The organism is Vibrio sp. QJM3NY_27 (genome assembly GCF_057785955.1).
The window spans coordinates 938,066-954,701 of sequence record NZ_CM173511.1; the positions used below are offsets into that span (position 1 = coordinate 938,066).

Sequence of the window (16,636 nt, forward strand, 5' to 3'; positions counted from 1 at the left end):
TAAATATGAATGAGAATATGATACACGATCAAGCTAGCGGCCTCCGTCGCTTAACCAAGCCTTCACTCACAAAAGTTATCGCTGTAACCGGTGGTAAGGGAGGCGTCGGTAAATCGAATGTGACGTTAGGTATGGCTATTTGTATGGCTCGCCAAGGCAAGAAAGTCATGGTACTGGATGCCGACTTAGGGCTGGCTAACGTAGACATCATGCTGGGCATTCGTTCTAAACGAAACCTGGGTCATGTGTTGGCTGGCGAATGTGAACTTAAGGATGCGATTGTCGAAGGGCCGCACGGAATTAGAATTATTCCAGCGACATCTGGCACACAAAGCATGACTGAACTTTCACACGCTCAACACGCTGGGTTGATTCGTGCATTTGGTTCGCTTGAAGATGAGATGGATATCTTGTTGGTTGATACCGCTGCGGGTATTTCAGACATGGTAATTAGCTTCTCAAGAGCGGCGCAAGACGTGGTTGTTGTGGTTTGTGATGAGCCTACCTCAATCACAGATGCATATGCACTGATCAAGCTTTTGAGCCGAGAGCACCAAGTTCAGCGATTCAAAATTGTTGCAAATATGGTCAGAAGCTACCGCGAAGGCCGAGAATTATTTGCAAAGTTGACTTTGGTCACAGAGCGCTTCTTGAATGTGAGCCTCGAACTCGTAGCATGTATTCCTTTAGATGATAAAGTACGTCAATCAGTCAAGAGACAGAAAATCGTAGTAGATGCGTACCCTCGCTCTCCAGCTGCATTGGCAATCAGCTCTTTGGCTAATAAAGCATTGACCTGGCCAATACCAAAAACGCCAAGTGGACACTTGGAGTTCTTTGTTGAAAGGCTGCTGAATCGTACTGAATTTATAGAGGAACCATTTGGTGAATAAAGCGCTTACTTACGATCAACATGCTAATCACAATAGCCAACAGGCTTTTTTTGAGAAGTATTCTGTGTTGGTTAAACGTATCGCTCATCACTTGTTGGGGCGATTACCGCCTAATGTCTTGGTTGATGACTTAATTCAAGCTGGCATGATTGGCTTGATTGAAGCGCAACAAAACTATGATGGTACCAAAGGCGCAAGCTTTGAGACGTATGCAGGTATTCGGATTCGCGGAGCTATGTTGGATGACATTCGCCGTGGTGACTGGGTGCCGAGATCGGTTCATAAAAACAATCGAGAAATCAGCAGTGCAATCGCGGAATTAGAGGGTACCCTCAACCGCGACCCAAGTGATGCCGAAGTGGCAAAGCACATGGGGCTGAGTTTAGACCAGTACCACAACGCTTTAACTGATATTAATTGCTCAAGACTTGTCGGGATCGAAGATTTAGGCGTCTCAGATGATGTAATATCTCCGAATGAAGACTCTCAAGATAATACGCCCTTTCAAGGGGTTGCTGATGAGTCATTCCGTCAAGCTTTGATCGATTCGATAAAACAACTTCCGGAAAGGGAAGGCCTTGTGCTTTCGCTTTATTACGACGAAGAACTCAATTTAAAAGAGATTGGGGAAGTACTAGGTGTCAGCGAATCTCGTGTCAGCCAAATACTGAGCCAATCTATGCAGCGTTTACGCACTAAGTTAAGTGCTTGGACACAGAACGACTAACAACACTGATTCTATTCAGTGGAGGCTAATTTGAACAAAAACATGAAAATTCTCATTGTTGATGATTTTTCAACGATGCGCCGAATTGTTAAAAACCTACTTCGCGATTTAGGTTTCAACAACACTCAAGAAGCAGACGATGGCTTAACCGCGTTACCTATGCTGAAAAAAGGCGAATTTGATTTCGTGGTAACTGACTGGAACATGCCAGGCATGCAAGGTATTGACCTGCTTAAACACATTCGCGCAGATGCAGAACTTAAGCACCTTCCAGTGCTTATGATCACTGCGGAAGCGAAGCGTGAGCAGATCATCGAAGCAGCGCAAGCGGGTGTTAATGGTTACATTGTGAAGCCTTTCACTGCTGCAACGCTGAAAGAGAAACTTGATAAGATTTTTGATCGCTTATAAGCATCAATAAGTTTTAGGCACTTCTAGGCAAACACTGACCGATAAGATCTCTGTTTATCTCGATAGCCTAAGCGCACAAAGTATGCGGAGTAAGGCCGAACTCAGGATGATTTCATTAGAACAAGCAAAAAAATTAGTAGAGCTGCTTGAGAACGATGAGCAGCAAGATGCTGATTCTCTTGTTAGAAGCATTTATGAAGACAATTTTAGTCTTCAAGACAATCCAATGCTTCAAGAAATAGGAAGTTTGACTCGCGACCTCCATGACTCTTTGACTCAATTCAATTTCGATGAGCGCATCAGCGTTATCGCAAATGATGAAATCCCTGATGCAAGGGATCGCCTTCAGTATGTCATTGATAAAACGGAAGTTGCGGCAAATAAGACGATGGACGCTGTCGATCGTTGTATGCCAATTGCAGACAACCTACACGAGTGTTTACTTCAAGTAAGGCCTCAATGGAATGAACTGATGCATGGCCGCATTGAGCTGGCACAATTTAAAGCTTTATGTCACCGCATTGATGGATTGCTTGTCCAAGTAGAAGGCGATAGTACTGAACTACGTGGACAATTGACTGAAATCTTGATGGCTCAGGATTTCCAAGATTTAACTGGGCAGATAATTAGCAAAGTTATTACCTTGGTGAATGAGGTTGAAGGACGTTTGGTCGAGATTCTCACCGTATTCGGTGCGAATAAAACAGAGCCAACTCCAGAGTCAGAGAAGGAAGCATCTATCGCGCCTGAAGGTCCAATTCTGAACCCAGAAGAGCGTGAAGATGCTGTTGCATCTCAAGATGAAGTCGACGATTTGTTATCCAGTCTTGGATTTTAAAGGTAACGTATGAGCTACGATTTAGACGAAGATATTCTTCAGGACTTTTTAGTCGAAGCAGGAGAGATCCTTGAACTCCTATCAGAACAACTGGTAGAGCTTGAGAATAACCCTGACGACAAAGACCTATTAAATGCTATTTTCCGTGGTTTCCATACAGTAAAAGGTGGTGCTGGTTTCCTAGCATTGACTGAGCTGGTGGATACTTGTCATGGTGCTGAGAATGTGTTCGACATTCTACGAAACGGCCAGCGCAGCGTAACATCAGGTTTGATGGATACCATGCTGCAGGCTCTAGATACAGTTAATGTACAGTTTCAAGCCGTGCAAGATCAGGAACCTTTAGTGCCAGCTGATCAAGCTTTATTGGATGAACTTCACCGCCTCTGTAAACCACAGTCGACCGATGAAGCTGCTCCAGTTCCAGTAGAAGCCCCAGCACCAGTAATCGCTGAACCCGCTTTTGAAGCGCCTGCTGAACCGATCGTCGAAAGCGCAAGCATTAGTGCATCTTCAGTGGATGATATCTCTGAAGATGAGTTTGAGCGTCTGCTTGATGAGCTTCATGGTAAAGGTGGTTCACCAACAGCATCTTCTGTACCAACACCGCCGCCAGCTCCTGTTGCTCCTCAGCCGGTTTCTGAGAGCGGTGATATTACGGATGACGAATTCGAAAAGTTATTAGATGAACTGCATGGCGCGGGCAAGAGCCCGACGGCAGTAGGTTCAGCGCCTCCTCCTCCGCCAGCACCTTCTTCCGCACCCGTTTCGGCGATGTCTGAAGGTGATGACCTGATGAGCGACGAAGAGTTTGAGAAGCTACTAGACCAGTTACATGGTTCAGGTAATGGACCAACTATTGAAGAGCTAGATGCAGCAACTAAACCTGCTGCAGCGAAGCCTATTGCACCAGTGCCTGCTCCACAAGTAGCTCCTAAGCCTAAGCCATCTGCACCGGTCGCTGTTAAAGAAGCACCAGCGAAAGCTGAAGTTAAAGTACCAGCGAAGAAACAACAAGCCGACGCTACAGTTCGTGTCGACACGTCAACACTGGATACCATCATGAATATGGTGGGTGAGCTGGTGTTGGTTCGTAATCGACTTGTAAGCCTTGGCTTAAACAGTAACGATGAAGAGATGGCAAAAGCTGTCTCGAATTTAGATGTTGTTACCGCAGACCTCCAAGGTGCGGTAATGAAGACTCGTATGCAGCCGATCAAGAAAGTTTTTGGTCGTTTCCCACGAGTTGTCCGCGACCTTGCTCGTAGTTTGAAGAAAGACATTGTTCTTGAAATGCGCGGGGAAGAAACGGATCTTGATAAGAATTTAGTTGAAGCACTTGCCGATCCTCTGATTCACTTAGTGAGAAACTCTGTGGATCACGGTATTGAAATGCCTGAAGCCCGTATTGCGGCTGGCAAATCACAAACGGGTAAAGTGATTCTTTCCGCCTCGCAAGAAGGTGACCACATTGAACTGGCTATCGTTGATGATGGCGGCGGCATGGACCCTGATACGTTGCGTGCTATTGCGGTTAAACGTGGTCTGATGGACGAAGATGCCGCATCTCGTTTATCAAACAAAGAATGTTTCAATCTTATCTTTGCTCCTGGCTTCTCAAGTAAAGAAAAAATCTCGGATATCTCAGGTCGTGGTGTAGGCATGGACGTTGTGAAAACAGCGATCAACACACTGAATGGCTCGATTGATATTGATTCAGAGATGGGACAAGGCACCAAGATCACGATCAAGGTTCCATTGACGCTGGCGATTCTGCCAACCTTGATGGTCGGTGTTGCTGGTCATCCATTTGCATTGCCATTGGCTTCTGTAAACGAGATTTTCCACTTAGATCTCAGCCGCACTAACGTGGTTGATGGCCAGCTGACCATCATCGTTCGCGATAAGTCTATTCCGTTGTTCTACTTGCAAAACTGGCTAGCACCCAAAGCGGGTATTGTGGAATTGCGCAAAGGGCACGGACATGTTGTTATCGTACAGCTTGGTAGTCAACGTGTTGGTTTCGTTGTCGATACGCTTATTGGTCAAGAAGAAGTAGTCATCAAGCCACTTGATAAACTACTACAGGGCACGCCAGGAATGGCAGGCGCGACAATTACAAGTGATGGACACATTGCATTGATTCTAGATGTGCCGGACTTGTTGAAGCAGTACGCAGCTGCGTCAAGAATTTAATTTAAGGATAAATATGGCGATTAAAGTATTAGTCGTTGATGATTCGAGTTTTTTTCGTCGTCGCGTTAGCGAGATCATCAACTCAGAGGCTCGCCTAGAAGTCATTGATGTAGCAGTAAACGGTAAAGAAGCGGTTGAGAAAGCGAAACAGCTGAGACCTGACGTAATCACGATGGACATCGAAATGCCTGTCATGGACGGCATCACCGCCGTTCGTGAAATCATGGCTGCGTCGCCAACGCCTATTTTAATGTTTTCATCGCTAACGCATGATGGTGCGAGAGCAACATTAGATGCGTTAGACGCTGGTGCTCTAGACTTCCTACCTAAGAAGTTTGAAGACATTGCGCGTAACCGAGATGATGCAGTCGCATTGCTTCAACAGCGTGTGATTCAGATTGCCGCAAAGCGTGCGTTTATGCGCCGTACACCGGTTGCCCCACGAGCTACGGCAACAACTTCTACGTCGACATCAACGCCATTACGTCAACCGATTTCAGCGGCAGCTTCGGCTGTGAAGCCAGCTGTGGCTTCAACTGCGAAGTTCAGAGCGTCGGGTAAAAAATATCAGTTGACAGCAATTGGTACGTCTACAGGCGGCCCAGTTGCACTACAGAAAATTTTGACACGCATTCCTGCACACTACCCGCATCCAATTGTGTTAGTTCAGCATATGCCAGCTACGTTTACCGCCGCTTTTGCTAGCCGATTGAATACATTGTGTAAGATTGAAGTTCGTGAAGCTCAAGACGGAGATGTGTTGAAACCTGGAGTGGCTTATCTTGCACCAGGCGGTAAGCAGATGATGATTGATGGCCGCGCAGGGTCCGCACGCCTAAGAATTATTGATGGCGGCGATCGAATGAATTACAAGCCTTGTGTGGATGTAACCTTCGGTTCTGCTGCGAAAATCTACGGTGACAAAGTCTTGTCTATGATTCTGACCGGAATGGGTGCTGATGGTCGAGAAGGTTCGCGTATGTTGAAGACCGCGGGCTCGACGATCTGGGCACAAGACGAAGATAGCTGTGTTGTATATGGTATGCCTCAAGCTGTAGCAAAAGCTGGCATTTCTACTGAAGACCTACCTCTAGACCGCATTGCGGAAAGAATTTTGGTTGAAGTTGGGTTAGCTTAGGTAAATCGAAATGATTGTTTGGAGTGTTGCAAACCAAAAAGGTGGTGTTGGTAAAACAACCACGACTGTGACCTTGGCAGGGCTACTTGCTTTGAAAGGGCACCGAGTGTTGTTGGTTGATACTGACCCACATGCATCACTAACCACGTATCTGGGTTACGACTCAGATAACGTGGAGTCAAGTCTGTTTGATCTTTTTCAACTGCGAGAGTTTACTGCTCAGACGGTAAGACCTTTGATTTTGCAAACGGAAGTCGAAGGTATCGATATTATTCCTGCACACATGTCATTGGCGACATTAGACCGTGTCATGGGTAATCGCAGCGGCATGGGTTTGATCTTAAAGCGAGCTTTGGCTGCTTTAAAAAATGACTACGATTATGTGCTTATCGATTGTCCTCCAATTCTTGGTGTGATGATGGTCAACGCATTGGCTGGCAGCGATCGTATTTTGATTCCAGTGCAGACTGAGTTCTTGGCTATGAAAGGCTTAGAGCGCATGATCCGCACTTTGGCTATCATGCAAAAGTCACGCAAAACACCGTTTAAAGTGACGATTGTCCCTACGATGTACGACAAGCGAACCAAAGCATCGCTGCAAACATTAACTCAGCTTAAAGATGACTATCCGAACCAAGTTTGGACATCTGCTGTTCCTATTGATACCAAATTTAGAGATGCGAGCTTAAAACGCTTACCAGCATCTCATTTTGCATCGGGTAGCCGTGGTGTATTTGCTTATAAACAGCTGCTTATTTATCTCGAGAGGTTGGCGATAAATGAGCGCGAATAAAGAATTAACAGTGGAGCGACCAAGTCTATCAAGTGAACAAGCACTGGATGACTACTTTACTGCGCTATTAGGCGATGAAAACTTTGAATCTGATGAGTTTTTTGTTGACGAGCCTAGCGACGAACCACAATCTGAAGAGCCAGAGCCAGAGCCAGAGCCAGAGCCAGAGCCAGAGCCAGAGCCAGAGCCAGAGCCAGAGCCAGAGCCAGAGCCAGAGCCAGAGCCAGAGCCACAAATTACTACAAATTACTCAAGCTACGCAGAAATACGTGCGGCTGAGTTTGAGGTTCCAAACCTTGAGGATGTTCAGAAACTACTGAGCCGTTTAGAGGCGACTAATGTTGTTGATGATCTGAACCTCGATGAATTGATGGATCAAAATACGCAGAAAATTGCGCAGCAAGCAGACATGCAAATGTTCGATGCCGCTGTCGAATCAGTTCAAGTATCTGCGGAACCTGAAATTCAAGATTGGAATCTTCCAGAACCGGATTTATCCATTACTGCAAAGCCTCAAGTAGAATTGCCGCAAGCTCAGGATGAATTGGTAGAAACTGAACAAATAGAAGCGAAAGCCGAACATCCTGATACAGAGGTTGAAGCTCCTGAAATGGACGCTCAAGATCCTGACATCGAGAGTGCTATCGTTCCGGAAACTCAAGCCGGAGGCACTGACCAGTTCACCTCGTGGGAAAATACGGCTCGAACAGAAGATTTTCAAGTCTTGTATTTTGATGTGAACGGTGTGACTTTTGCGGTGCCACTTGATGAGCTAGGTGGTATCCATCGGCTTGAAGAGTTAAGTCACATTATTGGTAAACCTGCTTGGTATTTGGGTTTGCAAACCAACCGTGATAGCCAATTAGATGTGGTCGATACCGCAAAGTGGGTGATGTCTGAGAAACTATCGGGTGACGAATACAAAGAAAACTATCAATATATAGTCATGCTTGGAGAAAGCTTGTGGGGCCTTGCGGGCACCGAGTTAAAAGGCACCGAGTTACTTAATACAGATAAAGTACGTTGGCGAGAAATGGCAGGGAAACGCCCATGGCTCGCCGGTATGGTAAAAGAAAAAATGTGTGCTTTGATCCATGTTGAAGCATTAATCGCCATGCTAAATGCAGGGCTAGATGTAAAAGCATTAAGCTAGTAATAAGCATCAAGTTAATAATAGTGGTCGGTAACGACGGCAAGAGGATTATCTATGTCTCATATGAGTGAAATTGAAGTAAGAAAAGATCAAACGAATGATGAAGTACTTCAATGGGTGACATTCCAACTGGAAGAAGAAACTTACGGCATTAACGTAATGCAGGTTCGTGAAGTTCTGCGTTATAGCGAGATTGCTCCAGTACCGGGTGCTCCAGACTACGTTCTAGGTATTATCAACCTACGTGGTAACGTTGTTACCGTTATCGACACTCGTTCTCGCTTTGGTTTGATGCAAGGTGAAATCACGGATAACACTCGTATCATCGTTATTGAATCTGAGCGTCAAGTTATCGGTATTCTAGTGGATAGCGTTGCTGAGGTGGTTTACCTACGTTCTTCTGAGATCGACACAACTCCAAGTGTGGGTACTGATGAAAGTGCTAAGTTCATCCAAGGTGTAAGCAACCGTGAAGGCAAGCTGCTTATCTTAGTAGATTTAAACAAACTACTAAGCGAAGACGAATGGGATGAGATGGCTCATCTGTAATGTTTGAAGCGCTCCCTATAAGCCCTGTTGCTCTAATCGTTGGAGTCGGGGTTTTTACGTTATTCATTGTTGTTTTGATTAGCAAAGTAAAAAGTGCGATTCAAAAGCAGCTCGATCAGTCACGCCTGCAAGTTCGAAATTTGGACAAAGAGCTTCAAAAATCGAGTAAGCAATTACTTGAGGTTCGCTCTGTAGTAATTGGCCTTGGCCAAAAAGTGACTGAACAGCAAGATCTGATAAAACACTTGAATGAACGTATTGTTGAGCTAGAGCATGTTGATACCGACGGACGCTTGTACACACGAGCAACGAAAATGGTTCAACTTGGCGCTGGGATTAACGAATTGATCGAAGAATGTGAATTGCCTAAAGCTGAAGCCGAGCTAATGATGTCTTTGCAGAATAAGCTTGCTGGTAAGGAAAAAATTCCTTCGCTAACAAGTAATCCTTCATCGTTTGATGAACAGCCAACAGCCTCTCGTGATCGCAGAGACCCTCCTCGACGTCGTTAAATTGAGCGCTGAAAGCGTATTAGGCACTTTATGTTTATTGTGCACAACTCTTAAAAAGAAGCCTCGGCTTCTTTTTTTATACCTGTCATTTTATTTATAGAACGATGTTTATAAGTGACTGTATCTATGAGGATATCTTCTATTGGGATAAAAATGTGTAAATTGTGATGCGGTGGTAACAGTTTCTTACGGAGTTTGTTCTATCGAAAACGCCTAGTCCTGTTTTGTCACCATATTGGTGTGCTACTATAGCCCTTTCATTACTCGACTAAATTTACCTATGCTAGAAGTCTCAAATTTAACTGCTATTCGTGACGACAGGGTTCTGTTTGAATCGTTGTCTTTTCAATTGAAACCGGGTGAATTGGTTCAAGTTGAAGGTCGAAACGGTACCGGGAAAACGACACTCCTTAGGATTATTACAGGGTTAGGCGACCGTGATGAAGGCACTATTTCTTGGGATGGCGATTCTATTGAATCGAGTCGAGATGTTTATCATCAAAATCTCCTTTTTCTTGGGCATCAAACTGGCGTTAAACGCGAGCTCAGTGCTTATGAGAATCTGAGTTTTTACCAGTCGATTCATAGTGACGGCACAACTAAAGAAGAGCTTTATCAAGCTTTGGCTCAAGTAGGTCTTGCTGGAAGAGAAGATGTGCCCGCCGGTCAACTTTCAGCGGGTCAACAGCGCCGAGTGGCATTAGCACGACTGTGGTTGAGTAAGCAAATGTTGTGGATTTTAGACGAGCCGCTAACAGCTATAGATAAGCAGGGTGTCAAAGTTTTGGAATCTCTTTTTTCTCAGCATGCAGATAACGGCGGTATTGTGTTGCTAACCACACACCAAGACATGTTTGCTGATAGCCCTAAACTAAGAAAAATTAAGTTGGGTGATTAATATGATCTCTTCAATGACCACGATCATTCGACGTGAACTGCTGATTGCGTTTAGACGCCAAGCGGATATTTTTAACCCTTTGTGGTTTTTTATCATTGTAATTACCCTTTTTCCTTTAAGTATTGGCCCTGAGCCAAATCTACTTGCACGCATTGCCGCGGGTATTGTTTGGGTGGCCGCTTTACTTTCTGCGTTGCTCTCTCTAGAGCGCCTTTTCCGAGATGATTTTCAAGACGGAGCTCTCGAGCAGATGATGCTGATGCCCATCCCGTTGCAGTTGGTAGTCTTGTCCAAGGTCATAGCACACTGGTTATTGACCGGGTTACCATTAATTTTGATCAGTCCGTTATTGGCTGTGCTGCTTTCTTTGGATTTCGATACTTGGTTATCGGTTGTCTTAACGTTATTGATTGGTACGCCAGCATTGAGCTTTATCGGTGCGATTGGTGTTGCTCTAACGGTAGGGCTTCAGAAAGGCGGTGTGCTTTTAAGCCTACTTATTTTGCCGTTGTATATCCCAATTCTTATTTTTGCTACATCAGCGATTGATGCGGCAGCACTAGGTGTTGCGTATAACGGTCAATTAGCGGTGCTTGGCGCGATGTTGATGGGTGCGATGACTCTAACGCCTTTTGCGATCAGTGCCGCACTTAGAGTTAGTGTGAACTGATAACGATGCGGTTATCGTATAGCTAATGTGAACCAAAAGCCTCGACCGGACTCATAGAGTCAGCAAAACTGAAAGCAAGACAAAATAAATTATTATAATTATAGCTTTAATAGCTGTAAGCAATATGAAGTAAGAGTGAGATTACAACATGTGGAAATGGCTCCATCCCTATGCCAAAGCAGAAACATCCTATCAGCTTGCTGGTAAATTTCTGCCATGGTTCTCGATCCTAGCGCTATTGTGTTTATCCGCCGGTACGGTTTGGGGGTTAGCATTTGCGCCTTCAGATTACCAACAAGGTGATAGCTTTCGAATCATCTACATCCATGTTCCTTCTGCAATTTGGTCTATGGGCGTGTACATGTCTATGGCGATTGCGGCCTTTATCGGCTTAGTATGGCAGGTAAGGCTATCTGACATGGCGGCATTGGCTATGGCGCCGATCGGTGCTGTATTTACCTTCATCGCACTGTTAACGGGTGCTGTTTGGGGGAAGCCAATGTGGGGTGCTTGGTGGGTTTGGGATGCACGATTGACCTCAGAGCTTATTCTTCTATTCCTATACTTGGGTGTGATTGCCTTACACCACGCGTTTGATGACCAAAAAACAGCAGCAAAAGCGGCTGGAATTCTGGCTATCGTGGGCGTAATCAACCTACCTATTATTCACTTTTCAGTAGAGTGGTGGAACACACTTCACCAAGGCGCGACGATCACTAAGTTCGATCAGCCTTCTATATCTAGTGACATGCTATGGCCGCTTCTTCTCAACATTTTCGGCTTCGCCTTTTTCTTTGGTGCTGTGACTATGGTTCGTTTTAGAAATGAAATCATCAGTAAAGAAAGTCACCGTCCATGGGTTCGCAAGCTTGCGGCCGAAAAAGCGTAGTAGGGTAGGTAATTATGTATTTTGAATCTTTAAGTGATTTCTTTGCTATGGGGGGCTACGCCTCATATGTATGGAGTGCATTTGGAATCACATTCTTCGCGATGATCGTCTTACTAGTCGTAAGCGTTCGTCGTGGTAAGCAATTACTCAGTGAAGTACAAGCTAAGATTGATCGTCAAGCTCGTATCGATGCAGCAAAAAATATGGAGAACACTCTATGAACCCAAGACGTAAAAAGAGGCTAGGTATTATCTTAGCGATCTTTTTTGGTATCAGTGCAACTGTTGGATTGATGGTTTACGCACTTAACCAGAACATGGATCTGTTCTACACACCAACTGAGCTTGTTAATGGTAAAGACGGTAAAAAACCTGAAGTTGGCCAGCGCTTGCGTATTGGTGGCATGGTTGTAGTCGGTTCTGTAAGCCGTGACAACGAATCACTACGTGTAAGCTTTGATTTGAAAGATGTTGGTCCTAAAGTAACGATTTTATACGATGGTATTCTTCCTGATCTTTTCCGTGAAGGACAAGGTATTGTTGCTCAAGGCGTTCTAAAAGATGCGACAACAATTGAAGCGTTCGAAGTATTAGCGAAACACGATGAAGAGTACATGCCTTCTGAAGTTGCTGAAGCAATGAAGAAGACCCATGAGCCAATGCAGTACTCGACAGAACAAAAAGAAGGAAGTGCTCAATGATAGCCGAGATCGGCCACTTTGCCATGATCCTGTCCTTAGGGCTGGGATTGCTATTGAGTGTGCTCCCACTGTATGGGGCCGCTCGAAATAACACATTATTGATGAACAGTGCTCGACCGTTGTCATGGGGTATGTTCGGATTCCTAGCGATTTCGTTTTTCATCTTGTGTTACGCGTTCTACACCAATGATTTTACGATTCAATACGTTGCAAGTAACTCAAACAGCCAACTTCCTTGGTACTACCGTATAACAGCGGTTTGGGGTGCACACGAAGGCTCTTTACTACTTTGGGTTCTAATCCAAGCGGGTTGGACGGTTGCTGTTGCGACGTTTAGCCGTGGTATGCCTCAAGAGTCGGTTGCTCGCGTACTTGCGATTATGGGTTTGATTACTGTCGGCTTCTTGCTGTTCATTATCGTAACGTCTAACCCGTTCTTACGTACACTGCCTTTCTTCCCTGTCGATGGCCGTGACTTGAACCCACTATTGCAAGATCCGGGTTTGATTATTCACCCGCCAATGCTTTACATGGGTTATGTAGGTTTCTCGGTAGCGTTCTCTTTTGCTATTGCTTCTCTAATGAGTGGTCGTTTAGATACGGCATGGGCTCGTTGGTCTCGTCCTTGGACAATCGCGGCTTGGTTATTCCTAACAGTAGGTATCGCACTAGGTTCATGGTGGGCTTACTACGAACTTGGCTGGGGTGGCTGGTGGTTCTGGGATCCAGTAGAAAACGCTTCATTCATGCCTTGGTTGGCTGGTACTGCGTTAATGCACTCGCTTGCGGTAACAGAAAAGCGCGGCACGTTTAAAGCTTGGACCGTTTTACTTGCGATTTCTGCGTTCTCATTAAGCTTACTAGGTACGTTCCTAGTTCGTTCGGGCATCTTGGTTTCGGTTCACGCGTTCGCGTCGGATCCTGCTCGTGGTATGTTTATTCTAGGCTTCCTAGTATTTGTTATCGGTGGTTCACTGCTGTTGTTCGCTGTTAAAGGCGCATCGGTTCGTGTCCGCGGTAATTTTGATTTAGTGTCTCGTGAAAATGCGCTACTCGGCAACAACATCTTATTGATTGCGGCGTTAGTCGTTGTGTTAGTGGGTACATTGCTGCCACTCGTTCATAAGCAGTTAGGTCTGGGCTCGGTTTCAATCGGTGCACCATTCTTTGACATGTTGTTCTTCTGGTTAATGATCCCGTTCTCTTTCCTATTGGGTATCGGTCCACTTATCCGTTGGAAGCGTGACAACCTGTCTAAACTTATTAAACCAATGTTGGTTTCGGGTATTTTCTCGTTAGGTTTAAGTGCGCTAATGGTGACCATGCTAGCTGATCGCTTTAGTGGTACTGCTTTTGCTGGTTGGGTGATGGCGTTCTGGATCTTCTTCATGCACGGCTTTGAGCTGCATGAGCGTGCAACACATCGTCATACTTTCATGAAAGGCCTAACTAAGCTGCCTCGTAGCCATTGGGCTATGATCTGTGGTCACATGGGTTTAGCCGTAACAGTGATCGGTATCGCGATGGTGCAAAACTACAGCATCGAACGTGATGTGCGTTTAGCGCCAGGCGAAAGCTACCAACTTGAAGAATACAGCTTCCTGTTTACAGGGGTTCGTGACAAAGATGGCCCTAACTACGATGGTTACATTGCTGACTTTGAAATTACCAAAGAAGGCAAATACATCAACACGCTTCACGCTGAAAAACGTTTCTACACCACAGCTAAGTCTATGATGACTGAAGCTGCGATTGACCGCGGCGTAACACGCGACCTTTATATCGCAATGGGTGAGCGTTTAGACGACAACAAATCTTGGGCTGTACGTATTTACTACAAACCATTTGTACGTTGGATCTGGGCGGGTTCTTTGATCATGTCGATTGGTGGTGTAATTGCAATCAGTGACCGTCGTTACCGTTTCCGTAAGCCAACGAAAAAATCGGCTCAAGAGCAGGAGGCTTAACTCGAATGAACAAAAAGATTTTATTCATTCCATTGATCGCGTTCTTGGTTCTTGCTGGAATCTTTGCAACTCAGTTGATGCGCAATCAGTCGGGTGATGACCCGACTAAGCTTGAATCAGTATTGATCGGTAAACAGGTTCCTGAGTTTGGTTTAGAAGACTTAGAGCAACCCGGTAAGTTTCATGATCAAGCGATTTTCAAAGGTGAGCCATTGCTCCTTAACGTGTGGGCTACTTGGTGTCCTACTTGTTATGCAGAGCACTCTTACTTGAATAAGCTTGCTGATCAAGGCGTTAAGATTATTGGTCTTAACTACAAAGATGACCGCAACAAAGCGGTAGGTTGGTTGAACGAGTTAGGTAATCCTTACCTGATCAGTTTATTCGACGGCAATGGCATGTTAGGTCTCGACCTTGGTGTGTATGGCGCACCAGAGACGTTCCTAATTGACGCTAATGGTGTTGTTCGTTACCGCCACGTTGGAGATGTGAACCCAACAAACTGGGCATCGACTCTTCAACCGATGTACCAAGAGTTATTGGAGGAGGCGAAATGATTAAACAAACACTTGTAGCATTGTTCGCCACGTTCGCTATCTCTGCGACTGTTTCGGCAGCTCCTATCGAATTTCATGAATTTGATACGGTTGATCAAGAGCAACAGTTTAAAGAATTGAGTAACACGCTTCGTTGCCCAAAATGTCAGAACAACACGATTGGTGATTCGAACGCGGAACTTGCGGTCGACTTGCGTCAAAAAGTGTATGAGATGACAAAAGATGGCAAGTCTGAGCAAGAAATTATTGATTACATGATTGCTCGTTACGGTAACTTTGTAACGTACAACCCGCCACTGACCTTAGCGACATCGATTCTTTGGGTTGGCCCGTTTGCGGTTGTTGTATTAGGTTTTGGTTTGATTGTTTTACGAAGCAGAAAGTCAAAATCAAAAGCAGTAGAGTCCAATAAAGACTGGGATGCAGACAAAGAAGCACGTTTAAAAGCGTTACTCGACGAAGAGAATGACGGAGATAAACAGTAATGACTCTATTTTGGATTTCTACAATTGTCCTTTCGCTAGCCGCAGTTTTATTGATTGTTCTGCCTTTTTTGAACAAGAAGGAAAACAACGATGACGTGCTTCGCGATGAGTTGAATAAAGCCTTCTATAAAGATCGCTTAGTTGAATTAGAAGTAGAAGCGGAAGAAGGCCTTGTTGATAACCAGCAAGAACTGATCGCTGACCTAAAACAGTCGCTACTTGATGATGTTCCAACACAAGAAAAAATCAAGAAGACACAAATCTCTACGCTGGGTGTTGTCGTTCCTTCTGTGATTCTGGTTCTTGTTGTGACTTATGGTATGTACTTTCAATTCGGTGCATTAGATAAGGTTCAACATTGGCAAGAAGTGAGTTCGAACCTTCCTGAGTTGTCTAAAAAGTTAATGTCATCAGAAGGCGGTGCGTTAACGGATGATGAACTTGAAGATTTGACTCTGGCGCTTCGTACTCGCCTTCATTATCAGCCAAAAGATTCAACTGGTTGGTTGTTACTTGGTCGTATTGCGTTAGCAAACCGTGATGCTGAAACAGCGAAAGATTCTATGGAAAGAGCTTACAAGCTTGAGCCCAAGAATGAAGATGTTCAGCTAGGCTTTGCTCAAGCATTAATGCTTTCACCTGATGAAGCAGACCAAAACCAAGCGCGTTTGATTTTGAGCCGCTTGATTCAAAATGACTATGTAGACCTTCGAGTATTCTCGCTGCTAGCGTTCGATTCGTTTGAGCGTCAAGATTACCCTGGTGCTGTTAAGTACTGGAGCATCATGCAACAAATGATTGGTCCACAAGACAGTCGTTACGAAATGTTGTCACGCAGTATTGAAAGTGCTCAGAAGAAAATGGGCGACACCATGGGTGTTGACCAAGGCAAGAGTGTTGCAGTAACGCTTGAATTGGCCGCTGATGTGAAAGCTGATCCTAAGTCTGTGTTGGTTGTTTCAGTACACAGAGCTGATGGTTCGCCAATGCCGGTCGCTGCAGCCCGTTACCCATTGGGTTCTTTCCCTCGCACTGTTGTTCTCGATGATGGTAACAGCATGATGGAAGGCTCGAAGTTGTCTAGCCTTGAAACTCTGATGGTTAGAGCTAGGCTTGATACAGATGGTAACGTTTCAACTCGCGATGGTGATTGGTACGGTGAAAGTGAAGTGGTTGAACTGGGCGCTCCAGTGACCATTAATATCAATAAGCAATATTAATCATCATTTTGCATAGGTGTTAGCTATTCCGATTTTTCAA

Annotated in this window: 19 protein-coding genes; all 19 read left to right on the plus strand. The window is 45.0% G+C overall.

Annotated features, from left to right (window positions below):
* The first annotated feature begins 5 nt into the window (after window positions 1-5).
* The 19 genes from AC3CIA_RS04290 (at window position 6) to ccmI (ending at window position 16,596) form a co-directional block, all read left to right on the plus strand.
* On the plus strand, window positions 6-893 hold the full coding sequence (locus AC3CIA_RS04290) for a MinD/ParA family protein (protein WP_004736216.1): 888 nt from the start codon (window positions 6-8) through the stop codon (window positions 891-893).
* The gene (locus AC3CIA_RS04295; protein ID WP_017076812.1) at window positions 886-1,620 is read left to right on the plus strand and encodes an RNA polymerase sigma factor FliA; all 735 of its coding nucleotides are present in this window, start codon (window positions 886-888) and stop codon (window positions 1,618-1,620) included. Before AC3CIA_RS04290 ends, AC3CIA_RS04295 begins: the two co-directional genes overlap by 8 nt.
* A 42-nt stretch (window positions 1,621-1,662) precedes the next feature.
* On the plus strand, window positions 1,663-2,031 hold the full coding sequence (cheY, locus tag AC3CIA_RS04300; RefSeq protein WP_016767062.1) for a chemotaxis response regulator CheY: 369 nt from the start codon (window positions 1,663-1,665) through the stop codon (window positions 2,029-2,031).
* A 106-nt stretch (window positions 2,032-2,137) separates the two neighbouring features.
* Window positions 2,138-2,869, plus strand: a complete 732-nt coding sequence (locus AC3CIA_RS04305) for a protein phosphatase CheZ (protein ID WP_488518572.1) — start codon at window positions 2,138-2,140, stop codon at window positions 2,867-2,869.
* A gap of 9 nt (window positions 2,870-2,878) precedes the next feature.
* On the plus strand, window positions 2,879-5,065 hold the full coding sequence (locus AC3CIA_RS04310) for a chemotaxis protein CheA (protein ID WP_488518573.1): 2,187 nt from the start codon (window positions 2,879-2,881) through the stop codon (window positions 5,063-5,065).
* A 13-nt stretch (window positions 5,066-5,078) separates the two neighbouring features.
* Window positions 5,079-6,203 carry a protein-glutamate methylesterase/protein-glutamine glutaminase gene (locus AC3CIA_RS04315; protein ID WP_017073187.1) on the plus strand — a complete coding sequence of 375 codons (1,125 nt, stop codon included), beginning with the start codon at window positions 5,079-5,081 and terminating at the stop codon, window positions 6,201-6,203.
* A 10-nt stretch (window positions 6,204-6,213) separates the two neighbouring features.
* Entirely contained in the window at window positions 6,214-6,996 is a 783-nt protein-coding gene (locus tag AC3CIA_RS04320) for a ParA family protein (protein ID WP_017073186.1), read from the plus strand.
* Entirely contained in the window at window positions 6,983-8,149 is a 1,167-nt protein-coding gene (locus AC3CIA_RS04325) for a chemotaxis protein CheW (protein WP_488518574.1), read from the plus strand. The genes AC3CIA_RS04320 and AC3CIA_RS04325 overlap by 14 nt, the downstream gene beginning before the upstream one ends.
* Before the next feature lie 54 nt (window positions 8,150-8,203).
* Complete coding sequence (locus AC3CIA_RS04330) at window positions 8,204-8,698, plus strand: chemotaxis protein CheW (RefSeq protein WP_017073624.1); 495 nt, start codon at window positions 8,204-8,206, stop codon at window positions 8,696-8,698.
* The gene (locus AC3CIA_RS04335; RefSeq protein ID WP_017073623.1) at window positions 8,698-9,210 is read left to right on the plus strand and encodes a DUF2802 domain-containing protein; all 513 of its coding nucleotides are present in this window, start codon (window positions 8,698-8,700) and stop codon (window positions 9,208-9,210) included. Before AC3CIA_RS04330 ends, AC3CIA_RS04335 begins: the two co-directional genes overlap by 1 nt.
* A gap of 280 nt (window positions 9,211-9,490) precedes the next feature.
* Window positions 9,491-10,108, plus strand: coding sequence for a cytochrome c biogenesis heme-transporting ATPase CcmA (ccmA, locus tag AC3CIA_RS04340; protein WP_102553583.1), 618 nt, complete (start codon window positions 9,491-9,493; stop codon window positions 10,106-10,108).
* Between the two features lies 1 nt (window position 10,109).
* Entirely contained in the window at window positions 10,110-10,778 is a 669-nt protein-coding gene (ccmB, locus tag AC3CIA_RS04345; protein WP_488518575.1) for a heme exporter protein CcmB, read from the plus strand.
* A 148-nt stretch (window positions 10,779-10,926) separates the two neighbouring features.
* A complete protein-coding gene (locus AC3CIA_RS04350) occupies window positions 10,927-11,667 on the plus strand; it encodes a heme ABC transporter permease (RefSeq protein ID WP_017073621.1) in 741 nt (246 codons plus the stop codon).
* A 14-nt stretch (window positions 11,668-11,681) separates the two neighbouring features.
* A complete protein-coding gene (gene ccmD / locus AC3CIA_RS04355) occupies window positions 11,682-11,888 on the plus strand; it encodes a heme exporter protein CcmD (RefSeq protein ID WP_017073620.1) in 207 nt (68 codons plus the stop codon).
* Window positions 11,885-12,367: a cytochrome c maturation protein CcmE gene (ccmE, locus tag AC3CIA_RS04360; RefSeq protein WP_017073619.1), complete on the plus strand. Its 483-nt coding sequence runs from the start codon at window positions 11,885-11,887 to the stop codon at window positions 12,365-12,367. The genes ccmD and ccmE overlap by 4 nt, the downstream gene beginning before the upstream one ends.
* A complete protein-coding gene (locus tag AC3CIA_RS04365; RefSeq protein WP_017073618.1) occupies window positions 12,364-14,334 on the plus strand; it encodes a heme lyase CcmF/NrfE family subunit in 1,971 nt (656 codons plus the stop codon). The genes ccmE and AC3CIA_RS04365 overlap by 4 nt, the downstream gene beginning before the upstream one ends.
* 5 nt (window positions 14,335-14,339) lie before the next feature.
* Window positions 14,340-14,891 (plus strand): DsbE family thiol:disulfide interchange protein, encoded by a 552-nt coding sequence (locus tag AC3CIA_RS04370; protein ID WP_145565701.1) that lies wholly within the window; start codon window positions 14,340-14,342, stop codon window positions 14,889-14,891.
* Window positions 14,888-15,376, plus strand: coding sequence for a cytochrome c-type biogenesis protein (locus AC3CIA_RS04375; RefSeq protein WP_488518576.1), 489 nt, complete (start codon window positions 14,888-14,890; stop codon window positions 15,374-15,376). Before AC3CIA_RS04370 ends, AC3CIA_RS04375 begins: the two co-directional genes overlap by 4 nt.
* On the plus strand, window positions 15,376-16,596 hold the full coding sequence (gene ccmI / locus AC3CIA_RS04380) for a c-type cytochrome biogenesis protein CcmI (protein WP_488518577.1): 1,221 nt from the start codon (window positions 15,376-15,378) through the stop codon (window positions 16,594-16,596). The genes AC3CIA_RS04375 and ccmI overlap by 1 nt, the downstream gene beginning before the upstream one ends.
* The last annotated feature ends 40 nt before the right edge of the window (window positions 16,597-16,636 follow it).

Coding starts and splice junctions, on each gene's coding strand:
- ccmA (WP_102553583.1), top strand. CDS start 9,491: ATGCTAGAAGTCTCAAATTTAACTGCTATTCGTGACGACAGGGTTCTG.
- ccmD (WP_017073620.1), top strand. CDS start 11,682: ATGTATTTTGAATCTTTAAGTGATTTCTTTGCTATGGGGGGCTACGCC.
- AC3CIA_RS04290 (WP_004736216.1), top strand. CDS start 6: ATGAATGAGAATATGATACACGATCAAGCTAGCGGCCTCCGTCGCTTA.
- AC3CIA_RS04330 (WP_017073624.1), top strand. CDS start 8,204: ATGTCTCATATGAGTGAAATTGAAGTAAGAAAAGATCAAACGAATGAT.
- ccmB (WP_488518575.1), top strand. CDS start 10,110: ATGATCTCTTCAATGACCACGATCATTCGACGTGAACTGCTGATTGCG.
- ccmE (WP_017073619.1), top strand. CDS start 11,885: ATGAACCCAAGACGTAAAAAGAGGCTAGGTATTATCTTAGCGATCTTT.
- AC3CIA_RS04320 (WP_017073186.1), top strand. CDS start 6,214: ATGATTGTTTGGAGTGTTGCAAACCAAAAAGGTGGTGTTGGTAAAACA.
- AC3CIA_RS04335 (WP_017073623.1), top strand. CDS start 8,698: ATGTTTGAAGCGCTCCCTATAAGCCCTGTTGCTCTAATCGTTGGAGTC.
- cheY (WP_016767062.1), top strand. CDS start 1,663: ATGAAAATTCTCATTGTTGATGATTTTTCAACGATGCGCCGAATTGTT.
- AC3CIA_RS04365 (WP_017073618.1), top strand. CDS start 12,364: ATGATAGCCGAGATCGGCCACTTTGCCATGATCCTGTCCTTAGGGCTG.
- AC3CIA_RS04350 (WP_017073621.1), top strand. CDS start 10,927: ATGTGGAAATGGCTCCATCCCTATGCCAAAGCAGAAACATCCTATCAG.
- AC3CIA_RS04370 (WP_145565701.1), top strand. CDS start 14,340: ATGAACAAAAAGATTTTATTCATTCCATTGATCGCGTTCTTGGTTCTT.
- AC3CIA_RS04375 (WP_488518576.1), top strand. CDS start 14,888: ATGATTAAACAAACACTTGTAGCATTGTTCGCCACGTTCGCTATCTCT.
- AC3CIA_RS04305 (WP_488518572.1), top strand. CDS start 2,138: ATGATTTCATTAGAACAAGCAAAAAAATTAGTAGAGCTGCTTGAGAAC.
- AC3CIA_RS04325 (WP_488518574.1), top strand. CDS start 6,983: ATGAGCGCGAATAAAGAATTAACAGTGGAGCGACCAAGTCTATCAAGT.
- AC3CIA_RS04310 (WP_488518573.1), top strand. CDS start 2,879: ATGAGCTACGATTTAGACGAAGATATTCTTCAGGACTTTTTAGTCGAA.
- AC3CIA_RS04315 (WP_017073187.1), top strand. CDS start 5,079: ATGGCGATTAAAGTATTAGTCGTTGATGATTCGAGTTTTTTTCGTCGT.
- ccmI (WP_488518577.1), top strand. CDS start 15,376: ATGACTCTATTTTGGATTTCTACAATTGTCCTTTCGCTAGCCGCAGTT.